General features: G+C 34.4%; 14 protein-coding genes and 1 other RNA gene. 6 read left to right on the top strand and 9 right to left on the bottom strand.

The window, feature by feature from the left end; genetic code table 11:
• Nucleotides 1-5 precede the first annotated feature (5 nt).
• The 3 genes from yidC to G551_RS0105740 all read right to left on the bottom strand — a co-directional run bounded on the left by yidC (nucleotide 6) and on the right by G551_RS0105740 (nucleotide 3,949).
• A complete protein-coding gene (yidC, locus tag G551_RS0105750; RefSeq protein ID WP_027884658.1) occupies nucleotides 6-1,868 on the bottom strand; it encodes a membrane protein insertase YidC in 1,863 nt (620 codons plus the stop codon).
• Nucleotides 1,869-2,007: 139 nt separating this feature from the next.
• Nucleotides 2,008-3,627: a CTP synthase gene (locus G551_RS0105745; protein WP_027884657.1), complete on the bottom strand. Its 1,620-nt coding sequence runs from the start codon at nucleotides 3,625-3,627 to the stop codon at nucleotides 2,008-2,010.
• Between the two features lie 85 nt (nucleotides 3,628-3,712).
• Nucleotides 3,713-3,949, bottom strand: a complete 237-nt coding sequence (locus tag G551_RS0105740) for a DUF3820 family protein (RefSeq protein ID WP_027884656.1) — start codon at nucleotides 3,947-3,949, stop codon at nucleotides 3,713-3,715.
• A 141-nt stretch (nucleotides 3,950-4,090) separates the two neighbouring features.
• Here G551_RS0105740 and sucC point away from each other — a divergent pair, with 141 nt between their 5' ends.
• Complete coding sequence (sucC, locus tag G551_RS0105735; RefSeq protein ID WP_027884655.1) at nucleotides 4,091-5,284, top strand: ADP-forming succinate--CoA ligase subunit beta; 1,194 nt, start codon at nucleotides 4,091-4,093, stop codon at nucleotides 5,282-5,284.
• An 80-nt stretch (nucleotides 5,285-5,364) separates the two neighbouring features.
• Here sucC and G551_RS0105730 read toward each other — a convergent pair whose 3' ends face one another.
• From G551_RS0105730 to G551_RS0105720, 3 genes are all read right to left on the bottom strand, one after another.
• Complete coding sequence (locus tag G551_RS0105730; RefSeq protein ID WP_027884654.1) at nucleotides 5,365-6,057, bottom strand: phosphoadenylyl-sulfate reductase; 693 nt, start codon at nucleotides 6,055-6,057, stop codon at nucleotides 5,365-5,367.
• A gap of 77 nt (nucleotides 6,058-6,134) precedes the next feature.
• The gene (locus G551_RS0105725) at nucleotides 6,135-6,377 is read right to left on the bottom strand and encodes a DUF1456 family protein (protein ID WP_027884653.1); all 243 of its coding nucleotides are present in this window, start codon (nucleotides 6,375-6,377) and stop codon (nucleotides 6,135-6,137) included.
• A gap of 44 nt (nucleotides 6,378-6,421) precedes the next feature.
• Nucleotides 6,422-7,711, bottom strand: a complete 1,290-nt coding sequence (locus tag G551_RS0105720) for a DUF2254 domain-containing protein (protein ID WP_027884652.1) — start codon at nucleotides 7,709-7,711, stop codon at nucleotides 6,422-6,424.
• A 198-nt stretch (nucleotides 7,712-7,909) separates the two neighbouring features.
• On the opposite strand from G551_RS0105720, the gene G551_RS0105710 reads away from it, so the two are divergent.
• Complete coding sequence (locus G551_RS0105710) at nucleotides 7,910-8,353, top strand: Hsp20/alpha crystallin family protein (RefSeq protein ID WP_027884651.1); 444 nt, start codon at nucleotides 7,910-7,912, stop codon at nucleotides 8,351-8,353.
• Between the two features lie 73 nt (nucleotides 8,354-8,426).
• Here the strand turns inward: G551_RS0105710 and G551_RS0105705 are convergent, their stop codons facing one another.
• Both G551_RS0105705 and G551_RS0105700 read right to left on the bottom strand, forming a co-directional pair.
• Nucleotides 8,427-9,962: a hypothetical protein gene (locus tag G551_RS0105705; protein ID WP_027884650.1), complete on the bottom strand. Its 1,536-nt coding sequence runs from the start codon at nucleotides 9,960-9,962 to the stop codon at nucleotides 8,427-8,429.
• A 5-nt stretch (nucleotides 9,963-9,967) separates the two neighbouring features.
• Nucleotides 9,968-11,020 (bottom strand): glutaminyl-peptide cyclotransferase, encoded by a 1,053-nt coding sequence (locus G551_RS0105700; RefSeq protein WP_027884649.1) that lies wholly within the window; start codon nucleotides 11,018-11,020, stop codon nucleotides 9,968-9,970.
• An 87-nt stretch (nucleotides 11,021-11,107) separates the two neighbouring features.
• On the opposite strand from G551_RS0105700, the gene ffs reads away from it, so the two are divergent.
• The 3 genes from ffs (at nucleotide 11,108) to fsa (ending at nucleotide 12,799) form a co-directional block, all read left to right on the top strand.
• An RNA gene (gene ffs / locus G551_RS16400) (signal recognition particle sRNA small type) lies at nucleotides 11,108-11,207 on the top strand.
• A gap of 99 nt (nucleotides 11,208-11,306) precedes the next feature.
• Nucleotides 11,307-12,113 (top strand): SDR family oxidoreductase, encoded by an 807-nt coding sequence (locus G551_RS0105695; protein WP_036243374.1) that lies wholly within the window; start codon nucleotides 11,307-11,309, stop codon nucleotides 12,111-12,113.
• Nucleotides 12,114-12,142: 29 nt separating this feature from the next.
• Nucleotides 12,143-12,799, top strand: coding sequence for a fructose-6-phosphate aldolase (gene fsa / locus G551_RS0105690; protein ID WP_027884647.1), 657 nt, complete (start codon nucleotides 12,143-12,145; stop codon nucleotides 12,797-12,799).
• A 75-nt stretch (nucleotides 12,800-12,874) separates the two neighbouring features.
• Here fsa and G551_RS0105685 read toward each other — a convergent pair whose 3' ends face one another.
• Nucleotides 12,875-14,293 (bottom strand): hypothetical protein, encoded by a 1,419-nt coding sequence (locus G551_RS0105685; RefSeq protein WP_027884646.1) that lies wholly within the window; start codon nucleotides 14,291-14,293, stop codon nucleotides 12,875-12,877.
• A gap of 144 nt (nucleotides 14,294-14,437) precedes the next feature.
• On the opposite strand from G551_RS0105685, the gene G551_RS0105680 reads away from it, so the two are divergent.
• The gene (locus tag G551_RS0105680) at nucleotides 14,438-16,063 is read left to right on the top strand and encodes an ABC-F family ATP-binding cassette domain-containing protein (RefSeq protein WP_027884645.1); all 1,626 of its coding nucleotides are present in this window, start codon (nucleotides 14,438-14,440) and stop codon (nucleotides 16,061-16,063) included.
• Nucleotides 16,064-16,125 lie beyond the last annotated feature (62 nt).

The following is a 16,125-nucleotide window of genomic DNA, read 5'->3' as shown; positions in this document are numbered from 1 at the left end:
ATGATTTATTTTCTGTTATTTCTTTGCTGCTGTTCTGCTTGCTCCATCATATCTTGAAACTTCTGAGCAAACTTTCCTTTTTTCTTAGGTTTCTTTTTATTCTCCTGAATTTTAGCGTGAATCTTTTCATCATCGATAATAAAATTCTTGATCACTAACATAATACCAATGGTAATTAAGTTGGATGTGAAATAGTATAACGATAACCCACTGGCGTAGTTGTTGAAGAAAACTAACATAAATAGCGGCGACAGATACATAATAAACTTCATATTCGGCATTCCCGGTTGTTGTGCTTGTTGCATACTTTGCCCGGTCGTCATCGTCATATAAATAAAGATAGCGATAGAAGCCAAGATCGGGAATAAACTAATATGGTCACCATAAAACGGAATGGTAAACGGTAATTCTGCAATCACATCGTAGCTCGAAAGATCTTCTGCCCATAAGAACGATTTTTGTCTTAGATCGAAAGCACTTGGGAAAAAGTTAAACAAAGCGTAGAAAACAGGAATCTGCATTAATGCTGGTAAACAACCACTCATCGGGCTGGCGCCCGCTTTGCTGTACAGCTTCATGGTTTCTTGCTGTTTCTTCATAGCATTGTCTTTGTACTTCTCGTTAATCTCATTAATTTCCGGTCTTAAAACCTTCATTTTTGCTTGAGAGACATACTGTTTGTATTGAACAGGAGAAAGTAAAAGTTTAACGGTAATCGTTAAGAAAATAATCGCAATACCTGCCGGTAAGAATCCGCTTAAAAGATTGAAAAACGGAATTACTAAATACTTATTGATAAAACCGAAAATACCCCAACCTAACGGAACTACTTCATCTAAATTACGATCATAATCATTTAAGATTTTGTAGTCTGTTGGTCCGTAATACCAATTCATCGATTCGTTAAGTTCGCCGCCATTCATTTTCAATGGAATGGTCGCCGCAAAACTCTTCGTGTAAAGCGTATCTACTTCATCGTCTTGTACTAAGTTTTTAGAAACAAATTTAGCACTGTCAAAAGATGAATTTGATAATAGAATAGAAGAGAAGAAGTGTTGTCTAAAAGCGATCCAAGTAATGTCTTCATCTTCATCTTCATCTAGATCACCTTGCCCGGTATAGTCGTCGCTATCACCATCGTATTCCCATTTAATTTCGGTATATCTATTTTCGTAAGTAATACTTTTAGAAGTTCTAAAGGCTTTTAGTTGCCAATCTAAAAGCACATCATTGCTGCTATTAATTACGTTACTTAAACCTTGAGATCGAATAGAGAAATCCATCATATGATCGTTGGGTTTTAGCGTGTAAACGTACTCTAAATATTCATTCGCAGAAACTTTAAGCTTCATCGAGAGCATATTGTTTTCACCACTTTTACTAAGTTTTGGTTCAAAAAATAGATCTTTCGTATTTAAAGTTCTATTATCGGTAGTAGTGAATTGTAAGTTGAAGGAAGCGTTGTTATCTTTTACAATGTAAACCGGTTCACCATCGTAATTAGTTTCATTTTTAAGTTTAGCCTCAATAATTTGCCCACCTTTATTACTAACTTTTAGTTGAAGAACATCATTTTCTACCGTCGTTACCTTATTTGTTGCTGAAGGTAAGGTTGCAGAATAAGCAAAAGCTCCTAAACTACTTTTGGCTTGTTCTAAAGCTAAAGAATCTGTTGCCGGTGTATTATTTTCTGTAGAAGCTGAAGTTTCATTTACTTCGTTAGTGGTCACTACTTCTTGGTTTTCTGGTGTACCAACTTCAGCAGTTTTGGTCTCATTATCTTGATTGGTGTATAACATCCAAACTAAAATGGCACCAATAAGGACAAAACCGATTAATGAATTAACATCAAATTTTTTATTTTCCATAAATAGAGGAACAAGAAATTTCTAATTTATTTTAAAGGACGGCAAAAGTCTATAATTAGACTTAAAAAGCCATACCAAATCATTTTAAATTTTTTTAGTCAAAAAAGTATCCAAGAGTTAAAATAATGTCAAGATGACACTATTTTTTTTTCTTTTTCGCATAATCTTTGGCAGCTTTTACGAATCCGATAAATAATGGATGCGGTGTTTTTACCGTACTTTTATATTCCGGGTGATATTGAACTCCTATAAACCAAGGATGTTCAGGTAGCTCTACAACTTCAACTAAACCGGTTTGTTGGTTAATACCAGAACTAAGCATACCGGCTTCTTCTAATTGTTCTTTGTATTTATTGTTGTATTCGTAACGATGACGGTGTCTCTCACTAATACTTGTTTTACCGTAAGTTTTATGAATTAAACTTCCTTCTGCTAGCTCACAACCCCAAGCGCCTAAACGCATTGTACCGCCCATTTGAGTGATATTTTTCTGGCTCTCCATAATATCGATCACCGGATTTTTGGTCTGGTCGTCCATCTCGGTAGAGTTGGCATCGCTAATATTCAATACATTTCTGGCGTATTCGATCACCGCCATTTGCATGCCTAAGCAAATTCCGAAGAAAGGTAAATTGTTTTCTCTGGCATATTTAACCGCTTCAATTTTACCTTCAATGCCACGTTCTCCAAAACCTGGCGCAACTAAAATCCCATCAAGATCGGTAATTTTATTGCTTTCGTCGGTATTAATAAATTCAGAATGAATACTTTTAATATTCACTTTTACCTCATTTTCGGCTCCGGCGTGAATAAAAGCTTCTAGAATCGATTTGTAAGAATCTTGCAATTCAACATATTTACCAATTAAACCAATGGTAACTTCAGCTTTTGGATTTTTATGTCGGCTTAAAAATTTATTCCAACTCACTAAATCGGGTTCAGATCTTTCTTCTAAAGCCAATTTTTGAAGCGTAATTTTATCTAAACCTTCTTCTAACATTAAATTAGGAACATCGTAAATCGTAGAAGCATCGATCGATTGGATCACGGCTTCTTTCTTCACATTACAGAATTGAGCTAACTTTTGGCGTAGATCGTCGCTTAATTCGTGCTCGGTTCTACACACTAAAATGTCGGCGCTAATTCCGCTTTCCATCAAGGTTTTTACGCTGTGTTGGGTAGGTTTTGTTTTTAATTCTTTGGCAGCAGATAAATAAGGAACCAAGGTTAAATGAATCACTAATGAATTGTGATCTCCTAATTCCCATTTTAATTGTCTTACCGATTCAATATAAGGTAGCGATTCGATATCACCCACAGTTCCGCCAATTTCGGTAATTACAATATCGTAATCGCCATTTTGACCAAGCAACTGTATTCTACGTTTAATTTCGTTAGTAATATGAGGTACTACTTGTACGGTTTTCCCCAGAAATTCACCACGACGCTCTTTTTCGATGACACTTTGGTAAATTCTACCGGTAGTAACGTTGTTGGCTTGAGAAGTATTTACATTTAAAAAACGCTCGTAATGGCCAAGATCTAAATCTGTTTCTGCACCATCTTCAGTTACAAAACATTCACCGTGTTCGTAAGGGTTTAACGTACCCGGATCTACATTAATATAAGGGTCTAATTTCTGAATGGTGGTCTTGTAACCACGCGCTTGAAGAAGTTTTGCTAAAGAAGCTGCGATAATTCCTTTCCCGAGAGACGAAGAAACACCACCGGTAACAAAAATATACTTGGTATCGGCCATTTTGGGTTATTTAAATGTTGTCTATACGGAGCGCAAAATTACAAATAACAATTTATTTTATAACTATAAACCGCGTTTTTGTAAACTAAATTTTCTTCGGGTTAGGGTACTTTTGCCTAATTTCTTTCAGCAAGTATTCTAATCCGTTAATTTTGAGTTCAAAAACGGCGCGCATTTGTTCTCCGGTTTTTCCGGGAGGGAAGCCTTTTTTATTAAACCAAACAAAATAAGGTTCTGGGACATCAGATAAATACCAATCTTTGTACTTTCCAAAATACATTTTGGCGTAAGCAAGTTCTATTAATTGCTCGTTATTTTGCATGTTTCAATGTAAATTCTGAATTAAATCTTCAAAAAAAGACAAATAAATCAAATAAAGCTTCTTTTAAAGTGAAAAAGTATTGCTACAAAATATTACATTTGTTACTTTTGTGAACCAAAATAGAACTAGAAAAACCTGATTATGAATTTACACGAATATCAAGGAAAAGAAATACTAAATAGCTTTGGTGTAAGAATACAACGTGGTATTGTTGCAGACACTCCAGAAGCTGCAGTAGATGCTGCAAAAAAACTAACTGAAGAAACCGGAACCGGTTGGCACGTAATTAAAGCACAGGTTCACGCGGGAGGTCGCGGAAAAGGTGGCGGAGTTAAATTGGCGAAGAATCTTCAGGAAGTTGAAAAAATTTCAGGAGAAATTATCGGAATGCAATTGGTAACTCCACAAACTTCTGCCGAAGGTAAAAAAGTAAATCAGGTTTTAGTTGCTGAAGATGTTTATTATCCTGGAGATAATGAGCCGGAAGAATACTATATGTCTGTTTTATTAAACCGTGGTACCGGTAAGAACATGATCATGTATTCTACTGAAGGAGGTATGGATATTGAAACGGTTGCTGAAGAAACTCCGCACTTAATTTTTACGGAAGAAATTGATCCTGCTACAGGAATTTTACCTTTCCAAGCTAGAAAAGTTGCTTTTAACTTAGGTTTATCTGGAGCAGCTTTTAAAGAAATGACAAAATTTGTTACTGCACTTTACACTGCTTACGACAAGTCTGATTCTTCATTATTTGAAATTAACCCGGTGTTAAAAACAAGTGATGATAAAATTATGGCAGTAGATGCTAAAGTAACTTTAGACGATAACGCACTTTACCGCCACAAAGATTACGCAGAGATGCGTGATGAGCGTGAAGAAAACCCAACTGAAGTTGAAGCTAAAAAAGCAGGTCTTAACTATGTAGATCTAGATGGTAACGTAGGTTGTATGGTAAACGGTGCCGGTCTAGCGATGGCAACGATGGATTTAATTAAGCAAGCAGGTGGTGAGCCGGCTAACTTCTTAGATGTTGGTGGTACAGCAGATGCTAAACGTGTAGAAGAAGCTTTCCGCTTAATTTTAAAAGACGATAAAGTAGAAGCTATTTTAGTAAATATTTTTGGAGGTATTGTACGTTGTGACCGTGTAGCTCAAGGTATTGTAGATGCTTATAAAAATATGGGAGACGCGATCAATGTACCGATTATTGTACGTTTACAAGGTACCAACGCAGATGTAGCTAAAGAATTAATTGATAGTAGTGGTCTTAATGTAGAGAGCGCTGTACAATTTCAAGAAGCTGCAGATAAAGTACAGAAAGTATTGGCTTAAGCAATTAAGCTTTTTAGATATTAAAAATCCCGTTCAATTTGAACGGGATTTTTTTTATGCTGAATTTTTTTAAAGTTTTTCTACAAATGTAAACCACATTCGGTTTTAGGGTTGTTGTTCCAGCGGCCGGAGCGATCTTCACCGGGAACGGTACAATGCGTACAGCCAATAGAATTATAACCTTTTGCAACTAAAGGATGAAATGGTAATTGGTGTTTTTCTATAAACTCATCTCTTTCTTCTTTAGTAACATCTAAAAGTGGGTAGAATTTTAAAATCTCGCCACGTTCTTCAAAAATGTTCAAGCTAGAACGGTGGTCGCTTTGCCATTCCATTAAACCGCTTACCCAAACTGAATAATGTTTTTTAATGGTCTCTAAAGGTCTTACTTTATTAATCGAACAACAAAAATCTGGGTTTTTACGCCAAGTTTCATCTTTTGTAGTAAACTCGTGTTCTTCTTTAATGGCACTAATCGATTTAACGTTTAAGCCATATTTTTCAGTAAGCTTTCTTTTATATTGTAAAGTTTCATCAAAATGGTAACCGGTATCGATAAAAAATACTTTTTGCTCTTTATTTACATCAGAAAAAAGCTTCAATAGAAAAGCAGAAGTAGCTGCAAAAGAACTCGTTAACATAACTTCAGCTACATCAAAATCTTTATATAATTCTTCAATTCTTTCTTGAATAGAAAGTGGTTTATATTTCTTATTTAAGGCTTGTATTTCTTCTTCGGTAAAAACTCGTTTCTTAACAGTTGTATCGCTCATAAACCAAATTTGGGTTCTCTAGTAAGACGTAAAAATGACGTTAGATTTACAAAATAAACAATATACGTAAATATTATTTATTTTTTTTCTTTCTTAGGCATCGGACCTCGTAAATGAATAATAAGCGCATTTAAAAAATTTCTTAGAAATTGATCACCGCATTCTTGGTATTTAGGATGTCCTTCTTTTCTAAAGATAGCTCCCAATTCACTTTTAGAAACTTTGAAGTCTACCAATTTAAAGATTTCAATAATATCGTCGTCCCTTAATTTGTGGGCTACACGTAATTTTTTAAATATATCGTTATTGCTTAATGCCATAAGTTATTTGTGATTGGCTGCAAATTTAAAAAATATAAGCACATTTATGCTATTTGTTGGTACATTGCTTCTAATCTTTCTAAATCTCTTTCATTTTTAAGGCTGTGTTTTACGTCTTCATAGAGATTATTTGCTTCTTTTTTGATGCTTTCGTGATATTTTTGACTAACTGTTTTTTGCTGAAGTAAAAACGAAAACATCAATAATAATTTTTGAACACAACTAAAATCGTTCTTGCAATACGTACGGTAAGGAAGAATAATTTGATAAAGTAATTCTTCAAAATAAATAGTTGAAAGCCAAATACAAGGTTGATGATCTTCTAAACTTACAATTTCATCTTCTTTCTTTAATAAACGCAAAGCCAATAGATCTGTTAGGTAGTCGATGGTGTTAATAGTGGTTGATGGATCGTTAACCGCAGGCGAAATAGCGCGTATTCCAATTTCTGTGATATGTTTAAAACCAAGTAGGTAATTATCTTCTACAAATTCGCCTTCAGCAAAATTAAAATTGCTCAGAATTTTTAAAACCAACTCATCTTCTATCGATTTACTTACTTTAATGATGGTAGAATTTTCTGCTATAAAACTCCCTTTTATCGGTAAAATGGAAATCTGAATATCATTTTCTTTACAAATCTCTTTTAGATTATCGATCGATATATTTTGAAAATAGCCTGTTTTTTTACTTTGATAACTTGACCAGTTTTCGGTATCAGGAAAATCGAGTTCTTTTTCGTTTTTCTGAATTTCAATAATGTTTTTTAATCGAGTTTTAGCTTTTTTGTATTCATTAGTAAGAATATTATTTACCTGAATTGATTGTGAAATAGAATGAATGAAATAGATAAATGCTCCTAAACATAAAACTGTTAGTAAGACGGTAATAAAAATCGAAAAACTAGGAATTCTCATTTCATTATTTTCTGAAGCCTTAATAGCAATCGTAATAAATACATTGTAAATAATTGTCCCGAGGTAAATCCCAAGAACATATTGATGATTTTTATTCGAGATAAGTCCCGGCAAAACTCGAGGAGAATAATTAGAAGAAGCTTGGTTGAGTAAAACCATCACCATCGAGAAGCTAAAGACCATTAAAGAAATGAGTCCGCCGGTTAAATAACTTAAAATAGTTCTAGCTGTATCGCTGCTGTCGATTATAAAACCGTCGTAAATCGAGGTGAACCATTCTGATATTCCGGTATTTTCTAAGGAGAGTGAAATGAGCGAAAGTATAAGTCCGCCAATCGCTAAAAGAGTAGGGTAGAAAGCAATTTTCCCTTCAATCGTATTAATAAAACTGTAGAGCTTATTAAATAAATATTTCATTTAAGTTGAATTAATTCAGCTAAAATAGAACTCTTATTTAGCTTCAACTGTCGTTTTAACCATACTTTAACCGTTATAATTGTCATTTTGACATAGTTTTAAGCTCTGTTTGTGTCAAAAAGTCATTAAATATGCGTTGGTATTCAAATTGCTATTTGTTGAGTGTAAAATTGATATAAACAACAAAAAATAAAAGTTATGAGTTTAGTAAAAAGAACAACAGCAGACAATTGGTTACCATCTATGTTAGATGATATGTTTAAAACAGATTGGTTAGGAGGTACTTCAAACGTGAATAATATTGGCGTAAGTATTCCGGCAGTAAATATTCAAGAGACTGAAGATAATTTCTTGGTTGAAGTTGCCGCACCGGGTAAAACCAAAGAAGATTTTAATATCGAATTAGATAACGATGTGCTTACAATTTCTTCTGAAAGTAAAAAAGAAAACACTGAAGAAGAAAAAGGAAAATTTACCAGAAGAGAATTTAGTTACAGCACTTTTAAAAGAGCATTTAGCCTACCGGAAACAGTAGATAGTGCTAAAATAAATGCTTCTTACGAAAATGGAGTTTTGTTGATCAACCTTCCAAAGAAAGAAGAAGCAAAAGTGCAGGCTAAACGAATGATTGAAATTTCATAATAAGTAGTTTGATTAGTTAGTTTTGAGAAGGCTCGGGTTTTTTGAACTCGAGCCTTTTCTTATGAAATCAATATTAATCTTCCTCCGGAAAAATAATACTCTCATAAGCACCACTATCGGGTGAAGAGCCTCTAGGAGTACCTAAAATGTCTTGATTCGTTGCTGTTGAAGGGTTTGCTAAATTGTTAGCTCCGGATTCTTCATCGATCATAAATTCATTTTCTTGCGGATTGTAAAAATTAGGAATTACATTAATAATGGTTCCCGGAAAAAGAGTTTCATCATCAAAATCGTAGCCTTGACTTCCGAAACCAAAATCGTTATATCGAATTAAACAATTTTCAAAACGAGCATTAAAATCGGCTTCACTTCTTTCATTTAAGACTAATTCGCGATTTTCATTTCCGTAGATAATGCAATTATTAAAATTGGCTTCAATTAAATCTGAAACAAAAATTTGTTCCGGTGTTTCTAGGTAATTTTGAACAAGTACGGTCGGTAGCGATCGGTAACTGCCTGTCCAGTAATTGGCGAAAGTGCAGTTCGTAAAATTGTATTGGCCGCCAAGCGATAAACTTAAAGAAGATTGCCCGGCACTTCCTATTACTAGATTATTCCCTTTAACGTGGCCGGTTCTAGCGAGTAAGCCGGCGTTTGAAGAATTGTAGATTTTAGAATTATTAATGGTTAAAGTAGGGTTGCTCGTGCCATCATTCGATTCGGTTAAAATACCGACTGTCGCATTTTTGATGGTCGCATAATTAATGAGGTTGTTGGTGCTACCGGCTGTTAACCAAATGGCTCCCCATTGACCGGGAATTTCACTAAAATCGGGTTCGAGACGATCGCTTTCAAAAATCACTTCATTCTCTAAAGTTTCTTGATCGTTACTAAGCATTCCGTTTACGTGAAGTGAACCGTCTTGCGCTACAATAATTCCGCTAGCCTCGTGAAAGTGAACTCTGGCTCCAGCTTCGATATTTAAGGTTCGATTGCCGGGAACTGCGGCATAACCATAAATGACGTAAGGTTTTTCGTTGGTAAAGGTTAATTCAGTTTCATCTAAAAAGAAACCTTCGATTAAAATTTCATTTCCTTCTTCATCAAAACCAAATGACAGGCTTTCTGTAGTACCATCGTCAAATTTTTCAGGATATAGAAAAACCGCATCTTGAATTAGGGTAACCAATTCTACCTTTTGTTGATTAGCTCCGGTATCAAACTCGATCGCATCGGTGAGTAAAAATTGATTTTCGTTAGAAAAATTTTCAATATTAGCAGTGGTTTCAATAAAAACAAAAATACTATCCTTAGCAAGAATATCTATATTTTCAAACGATTTGCCCGGTAAACCGTCTACATTTAAGCGATAATTAGAACTTTCTCCACCGGCTAACTGAATTGTCGGAATGGTGATATCGTCGTCACTTCTATTGTAGACTTTTAAATTGTAAGTACTCGAACCAATATTCGAAAATACGGTGTCTAAATAAACCGTATCTCTAGAAAACTGTAAATTTCCTGTGCTGGGTTCGGTTTCGAAATCGTTACGACAAGAACTCCATAAAACAATAGAGCAGAGAAGAAGTAAGGAATATAAATATCTCATTTAAATTATCTTTCTATGATTTTTACTTCAAAAAGTTTATCCCAGTTTTTACCGGTTACGTAGAGCTTTTTATTGTTTGGGTTGTAGGCAATACCGTTTAGAACGTGATTACTTTTTACTAATTCGTCGTTATTGGTCAGCTTTTCTCGTAAACCACGAAAATCGATTAAACCTTCTACGGCTCCGGTTTTAGGATCGATAATTACCACGCCATCTTTTTGCCAAGTATTAGCGTAGATTTTACCGTCTACCCATTCTAACTCGTTAAGTTTGGTAAGCGTTGTTTTGTGAGTTGCCGGTTGAATAAAACTTTCTTCTGCTAAAGTTTCCGGGTTTAAGATCCAGATTTTTTCGGTACCGTCACTTTTATAGAATTTTTCGCCGTCGTTGCAAAGTCCCCAACCTTCTTTACTTTCGTTATAATTAAAGATCTCTTTTTTCTCGAAGGTGTTCAGGTCATAAATAATTCCGTCGCCGGATCTCCAAGTAAGTTGATAGATTTTATTATTGTAAATCGTTAAACCTTCAGCAAAATAAGTATCGATCAAATCTATTTTTTTAATCACTTTTCCGCTTTCCAAATCTACTTTTCTTAAAGTCGATTGTCCTCTTAAACCGGTACTTTCGTAAAGAGTATCGTTGTAAAACTCTAAACCTTGCGTAAAAGCATTAGGGTCGTGTGGATAAGTATTTATGACCTCATAATTATAAATTTTTGGTTTTACATTACTATGTACGCTAACTTCTTCGGTAAGCGTAGTTTTATCGCCTTCGCTATAAATGTTAGCTTCTAACTTATTTTTACCTAACGGAAGGTTAAACGTAATGCTATTATTTTCAACATTGATCTTTTCACCGTTATAGAAATAGGTAACCGAATCAATTTCTTGTGCTTCTTTTTGATGAAGTTGAATTTTTACTGCTTTTCCTTGCTGAATATTTTCATCTTTCTCACCAATTTGAAGTGAAAAATTAGCTGAATTTTTCTGATTTGGATTTCCGCAAGAAATTACAAAAAAGCCTAAAATAAAAAGGCTCAATAAGTTATAAACTTTCATTTAAATAATTTTAAATTCTTTGGCTAATTTAGGTATTTCATGCTAAAAAATGCTTGCAGAAATAGATAAACCTTGTATATTTGCACCCGGCAAGTCCCACACAACCAGCTCCTGTCGAATTCCCCCAGGGCGGGAACGCAGCAAGGGTAGATGGTCGTAGCGGTGTGATGTGGGTAGCTTGCCTTTTTTTATGCACTTTTCCCACGTATTACTTCCTGTAAATCTTAACGTTTAATTTTATTCTTTCTTATAAATAATCGACATTTGCCTTTCAATTTTTTTAGATATGGCAAATCAAGTAGTCTTAATTACCGGAGCTTCTTCGGGAATAGGCAAATCTATAGGCGAGTTTTTAGCTCAAAAAGGATATAAAGTTTACGGTACCAGTAGAAACCCGAAAACCACTGAATCTAACGGAATTCATTTTGTAGCTTTAGACGTTACTCAAGTAGAAACGATTACAGCTGCTGTTGAACAAGTAATTACTGCTGAAGGAAAAATTGACTTCTTGATTAACAACGCTGGAATGGGAATTACAGGTCCTATTGAAGAAATTCCGGATGCTGAAATTAGAAAGGTTTTTGATACCAATTATTTTGGGGTAATTAATGTGATCAAAGCCGTTTTACCATTTATGCGTAAACAAGGCGATGGTTTTATTATCAATATCACTTCAATTGCCGGTTATATGGGATTACCATATCGCGGAATTTATTCAGCAACTAAAGGAGCGTTAGAACTTACCACGGAAGCTTTTAGAATGGAGCTGAAAGAATTCAATATAAAAATGACCAATATCGCTCCGGGAGATTTTGCGACCAATATTGCTGCCGGAAGATATCACGCTCCGGTAAAAGAAAATTCACCTTATAAGAAAAATTACGGCAACACCTTGAAGCTGATGGATGAGCACGTAGACAAAGGTCAAGATCCTATAAAAATGGCTGAAAAAGTGTTTGCGGTCATGCAAGAAAAAAATCCGACGATACATTATAAAGTAGGAGAGGCGTTACAAAAATTTAGCATTGCCTTAAAGCATATTTTACCTGATAAAGTTTACGAAAAAATGCTTATGAAACATTATAAACTGTAACTTTACTGTATAACTAAAAATTAAATTCTATGAAATTTTTTATCGATACAGCAAACTTAGATCAGATTAAAGAAGCGCAGGATTTAGGCGTCTTAGATGGGGTGACTACCAATCCTTCTTTAATGGCTAAGGAAGGGATTACAGGAAAAGAAAATATTATTGATCATTACAAGAAAATTTGTGAGATCGTTGAAGGCGATGTAAGTGCAGAAGTGATCGCTACAAATTATGATGATATTATAAAAGAAGGAGAAGAATTAGCAAAATTGCACAGCCAGATTGTGGTGAAAGTACCGATGATCAAAGATGGGGTCAAGGCAATTAAATATTTTAGTGATAAAGGAATTAAAACGAATTGTACCTTAGTTTTTTCTGCCGGACAAGCAATTTTAGCGGCTAAAGCAGGAGCTACTTATGTTTCACCATTTATTGGTCGATTAGACGATATTTCTACCGACGGATTAAATCTTATTGCTGAAATAAGACATATTTACGATAACTATCATTTTTCAACAGAAATTTTAGCAGCTTCGGTTAGACACACGATGCATGTGATCGATTGTGCAAAAATTGGAGCCGACGTAATGACGGGACCTTTAAGTTCTATTGAAGGTTTATTAAAACACCCATTAACCGATATAGGTTTAGAAAAATTCTTAGCAGATTACCGAAAAGGAAACAGTTAATAAAACTTTTTCAGTAGAAAATAAAGAAGGCTTTTCAAGATATTGAAAAGCCTTTTTTTGAGGTTGAGTAATTATTTACTGATTTAAATATTCCAGTAATTCATTTTCAAAATTAGGATCGAATAGATTGAGGTTAGCTTTCTCGATCGTTCCTTTTTTGTTGATGAGTAAAACCTTATTTAAAAAGTTTTTGTAAAGTGAAATATCGTTGCCTCGAGCTCTAATTTTAACTTCAAAATTTTTATTGTAGTCAAAATTCTCGAGTGCCTTCATCCATAAATCGTGGTTGCTTTCTTCATCGATATTTACGCCAAGAAAATTAATTTCAGGATAGCGGTTTCTTAATTCATTTACACGTTCGTGCAATTTGGTGTGATTAGAAACATAAACAGACCAAGTGATTGTAATGGTAGGCTGGTCTAAAATATCGATAAGAAAGATTTTCTCTTTTTCAGTCGTTAATAATTTTGATTGAGAAACATCTTTACCAACAAAATAATTTTTCTGTAATCGCCCTAATTTTTTTAGTTCGTTATATTTTTCATTCGGAAAATTGAAACTTTTTAATAATTGTAAAGTAGAGTCGATTTGTTGCGTGTTGGTAGCAGTATTAATTTGTTTTCTCGCAAATCTAGTGAGGTAAAGGTTTCTTAAGTTTTTAATCTTAAAAATACTATCAGAGATGATTAATCGGTTTTTTAAATTAGTTACCGAATTAGCATCAAAGCAATCCTTGGTGTTTTCTATATTTATACAGCGCTCAATAGCTCTGTTTTTTAAGTAATTGTCTAAAAAACGTTGGTAAACGTAATACGATTGTAAGCTTTTATCGTTAAAATCGATGTCTTTACGGTAATGGAAAAAATCTTCAGGAATTTTATTTCTAAACTGATTAAAATAGGTGTTTATTAAAAAAGCGTAGCGTTCGCGTAAATCGTAATATTCGTAATCGATGGTTTTATCAGCAAGTTCAATAAACGCATCAGAAAAATTATTCTCACTTTTAAGTTCAGCTAACTTTTCTTTACGTTTAGCTTTAATAGAATCTGTTTTTGAAATAAATTTTTCTGGACTCACCTTATAATAAGAAAGGATCACATCGTTATCCTTTTCATTCAGCAAATACATTTCCATTAAAAAATTATTCTCTACAGATTTATCGCCGGTAAACATTAACGATTCATCAAATTCTTTCGTGTTTACTCTAAATAATAAACTATCGCCTTCTTCAATAAAAAAAACTTGCCCTTCAGGATTGTGTCGAAAGGTGTAAAGTCCCGGTTCAAAATTATCTTCTTCAAAATTGTAAGTAAAAGTTCCGTCTTCTTCAATAGAAATAGAATCGACAAGCTTACCATTTCTTTCGAGTGTTAAATAAGGAGTATTACTATTTACAATTTCGCCACCCACAGAAGTAGAGGCATTAGCATTAGGATCTTTTTGGCAAGAACACAAAATCAAACTAATAATAGACAAGATGTAGAGTTGCCTCATTGGTGGTTTTATTCATTTAGCTCTCAAAATTAAACCAAAGCTTAGGTTACGCTTGTTAACCTCACGTTAAATAGAAAACTTAAAAAGTTAATGTTTCATGTTATCATTTTAATTAACTATTTTCGCAAAAATTTTTTATAGCCTATGTTATCAGTTTCAAATTTATCGGTACAATTTGGTAAAAGAGTTCTTTTTGATGAGGTAAACACGACCTTTACTCAAGGAAATTGCTACGGAATTATCGGTGCAAACGGAGCAGGAAAATCTACTTTTCTAAGAATTTTATCAGGAAAAATAGACCCAACTTCAGGTCACGTTCATTTAGAGCCGGGCAAACGTATGTCGGTTTTAGAACAAAACCACAACTTGTACGACGAGAGTACAGTTTTAGAAACCGTATTAAAAGGTAACAAGCCGCTTTTTGATGTAAAAGCAGAAATGGATGCGCTTTATGCCGACTATTCAGATGAAAATGCCGATAGAATTGGAGAGCTGCAAGTAATTTTTGAAGAAATGAACGGGTGGAATGCCGATAGCGATGCCGCATCGTTACTTTCTAACTTAGGTATAAAAGAAGAGCACCACTATTCGTTAATGAAAGATCTAGATGGTAAGCAAAAAGTACGTGTGTTATTAGCACAAGCACTTTTCGGCAATCCTGATGTGTTAATTATGGATGAGCCTACCAACGACTTAGATTACGAAACGATCTCTTGGTTAGAGCATTTCTTAGCAAATTATGACAATACCGTAATTGTGGTATCTCACGACCGTCACTTTTTAGACGCGGTTTGTACACATATCTCAGATATCGATTTTGGAAAGATCAATCACTTTAGTGGTAACTACTCTTTCTGGTACGAGTCTTCGCAATTAGCAGCAAGACAACGTGCGCAACAAAATAAGAAGGCTGAAGAAAAGAAGAAAGAACTACAAGAATTTATTCAACGTTTTAGTGCGAACGTAGCAAAATCTAAACAAGCTACTTCTCGTAAAAAAATGATTGAAAAATTGAATATCGACGAGATTAAACCTTCTAGCCGTCGTTACCCGGCTATTATTTTCGAAAGAGAGCGTGAGGCAGGAGATCAAATTTTAAATATTGAAGGTTTGGAAGCTTCGATCGATGGTGAAACACTTTTCAAAAATATTCATTTAAATTTAGCTAAAGGCGATAAAGTAGTAGTGTTCTCAAGAGATTCTCGTGCTACGACTGCTTTTTACGAAATTATTAATGGTAAGCAAGAAGCTGCTGCCGGTAAGTACGAATGGGGTATTACTACCAATCAATCTTATCTTCCGTTAGATAATTCAGAATATTTCGATAAAGACCTAACCTTAGTCGATTGGTTACGTCAATATGCAAAAACCGAAGAAGAGCGCGAAGAAGTTTACATTCGTGGTTTCTTAGGTAAAATGTTATTTAGTGGTGAAGATGCTTTAAAAACTGCAGAAGTACTTTCTGGAGGAGAAAAAGTGCGTTGTATGCTAAGTAGAATGATGATGATGCGTGCTAATGTAGTAATGTTAGACGAGCCAACCAACCACTTAGATTTAGAGTCGATCACGGCATTTAATAACAGTTTGAAAAACTTTAAAGGAACGGTTATGTTAACCACGCACGATCACGAATTTTCTCAAACCGTAGGTAATCGTATTGTAGAGCTTACACCAAACGGAGTGATTGATCGTTACTTATCTTTTGACGAATATATGAGCGATCCAAAAGTAAAAGAACAGCGCGAAAAAATGTACACGGTTAATGCTTAGGGCGTTTCCCTGCGGGTCGGGCTGTACGCTATAACTTTTTTAATTATCGCTATCGCAAAAAT

The sequence above is a fragment of the Mesonia mobilis DSM 19841 genome (genome assembly GCF_000423405.1).
Lineage (GTDB): Bacteria > Bacteroidota > Bacteroidia > Flavobacteriales > Flavobacteriaceae > Mesonia > Mesonia mobilis.
Note: the sequence above shows the minus strand (reverse complement) of the source record. Positions and strands in the feature narration are given on the sequence as shown.

Bases quoted from the DNA above. Each gene is read 5' to 3' on its own strand.
- yidC (WP_027884658.1), bottom strand. From the start codon at position 1,868: ATGGAAAATAAAAAATTTGATGTTAATTCATTAATCGGTTTTGTCCTT.
- G551_RS0105745 (WP_027884657.1), bottom strand. From the start codon at position 3,627: ATGGCCGATACCAAGTATATTTTTGTTACCGGTGGTGTTTCTTCGTCT.
- G551_RS0105740 (WP_027884656.1), bottom strand. From the start codon at position 3,949: ATGCAAAATAACGAGCAATTAATAGAACTTGCTTACGCCAAAATGTAT.
- sucC (WP_027884655.1), top strand. From the start codon at position 4,091: ATGAATTTACACGAATATCAAGGAAAAGAAATACTAAATAGCTTTGGT.
- G551_RS0105730 (WP_027884654.1), bottom strand. From the start codon at position 6,057: ATGAGCGATACAACTGTTAAGAAACGAGTTTTTACCGAAGAAGAAATA.
- G551_RS0105725 (WP_027884653.1), bottom strand. From the start codon at position 6,377: ATGGCATTAAGCAATAACGATATATTTAAAAAATTACGTGTAGCCCAC.
- G551_RS0105720 (WP_027884652.1), bottom strand. From the start codon at position 7,711: ATGAAATATTTATTTAATAAGCTCTACAGTTTTATTAATACGATTGAA.
- G551_RS0105710 (WP_027884651.1), top strand. From the start codon at position 7,910: ATGAGTTTAGTAAAAAGAACAACAGCAGACAATTGGTTACCATCTATG.
- G551_RS0105705 (WP_027884650.1), bottom strand. From the start codon at position 9,962: ATGAGATATTTATATTCCTTACTTCTTCTCTGCTCTATTGTTTTATGG.
- G551_RS0105700 (WP_027884649.1), bottom strand. From the start codon at position 11,020: ATGAAAGTTTATAACTTATTGAGCCTTTTTATTTTAGGCTTTTTTGTA.
- G551_RS0105695 (WP_036243374.1), top strand. From the start codon at position 11,307: ATGGCAAATCAAGTAGTCTTAATTACCGGAGCTTCTTCGGGAATAGGC.
- fsa (WP_027884647.1), top strand. From the start codon at position 12,143: ATGAAATTTTTTATCGATACAGCAAACTTAGATCAGATTAAAGAAGCG.
- G551_RS0105685 (WP_027884646.1), bottom strand. From the start codon at position 14,293: ATGAGGCAACTCTACATCTTGTCTATTATTAGTTTGATTTTGTGTTCT.
- G551_RS0105680 (WP_027884645.1), top strand. From the start codon at position 14,438: ATGTTATCAGTTTCAAATTTATCGGTACAATTTGGTAAAAGAGTTCTT.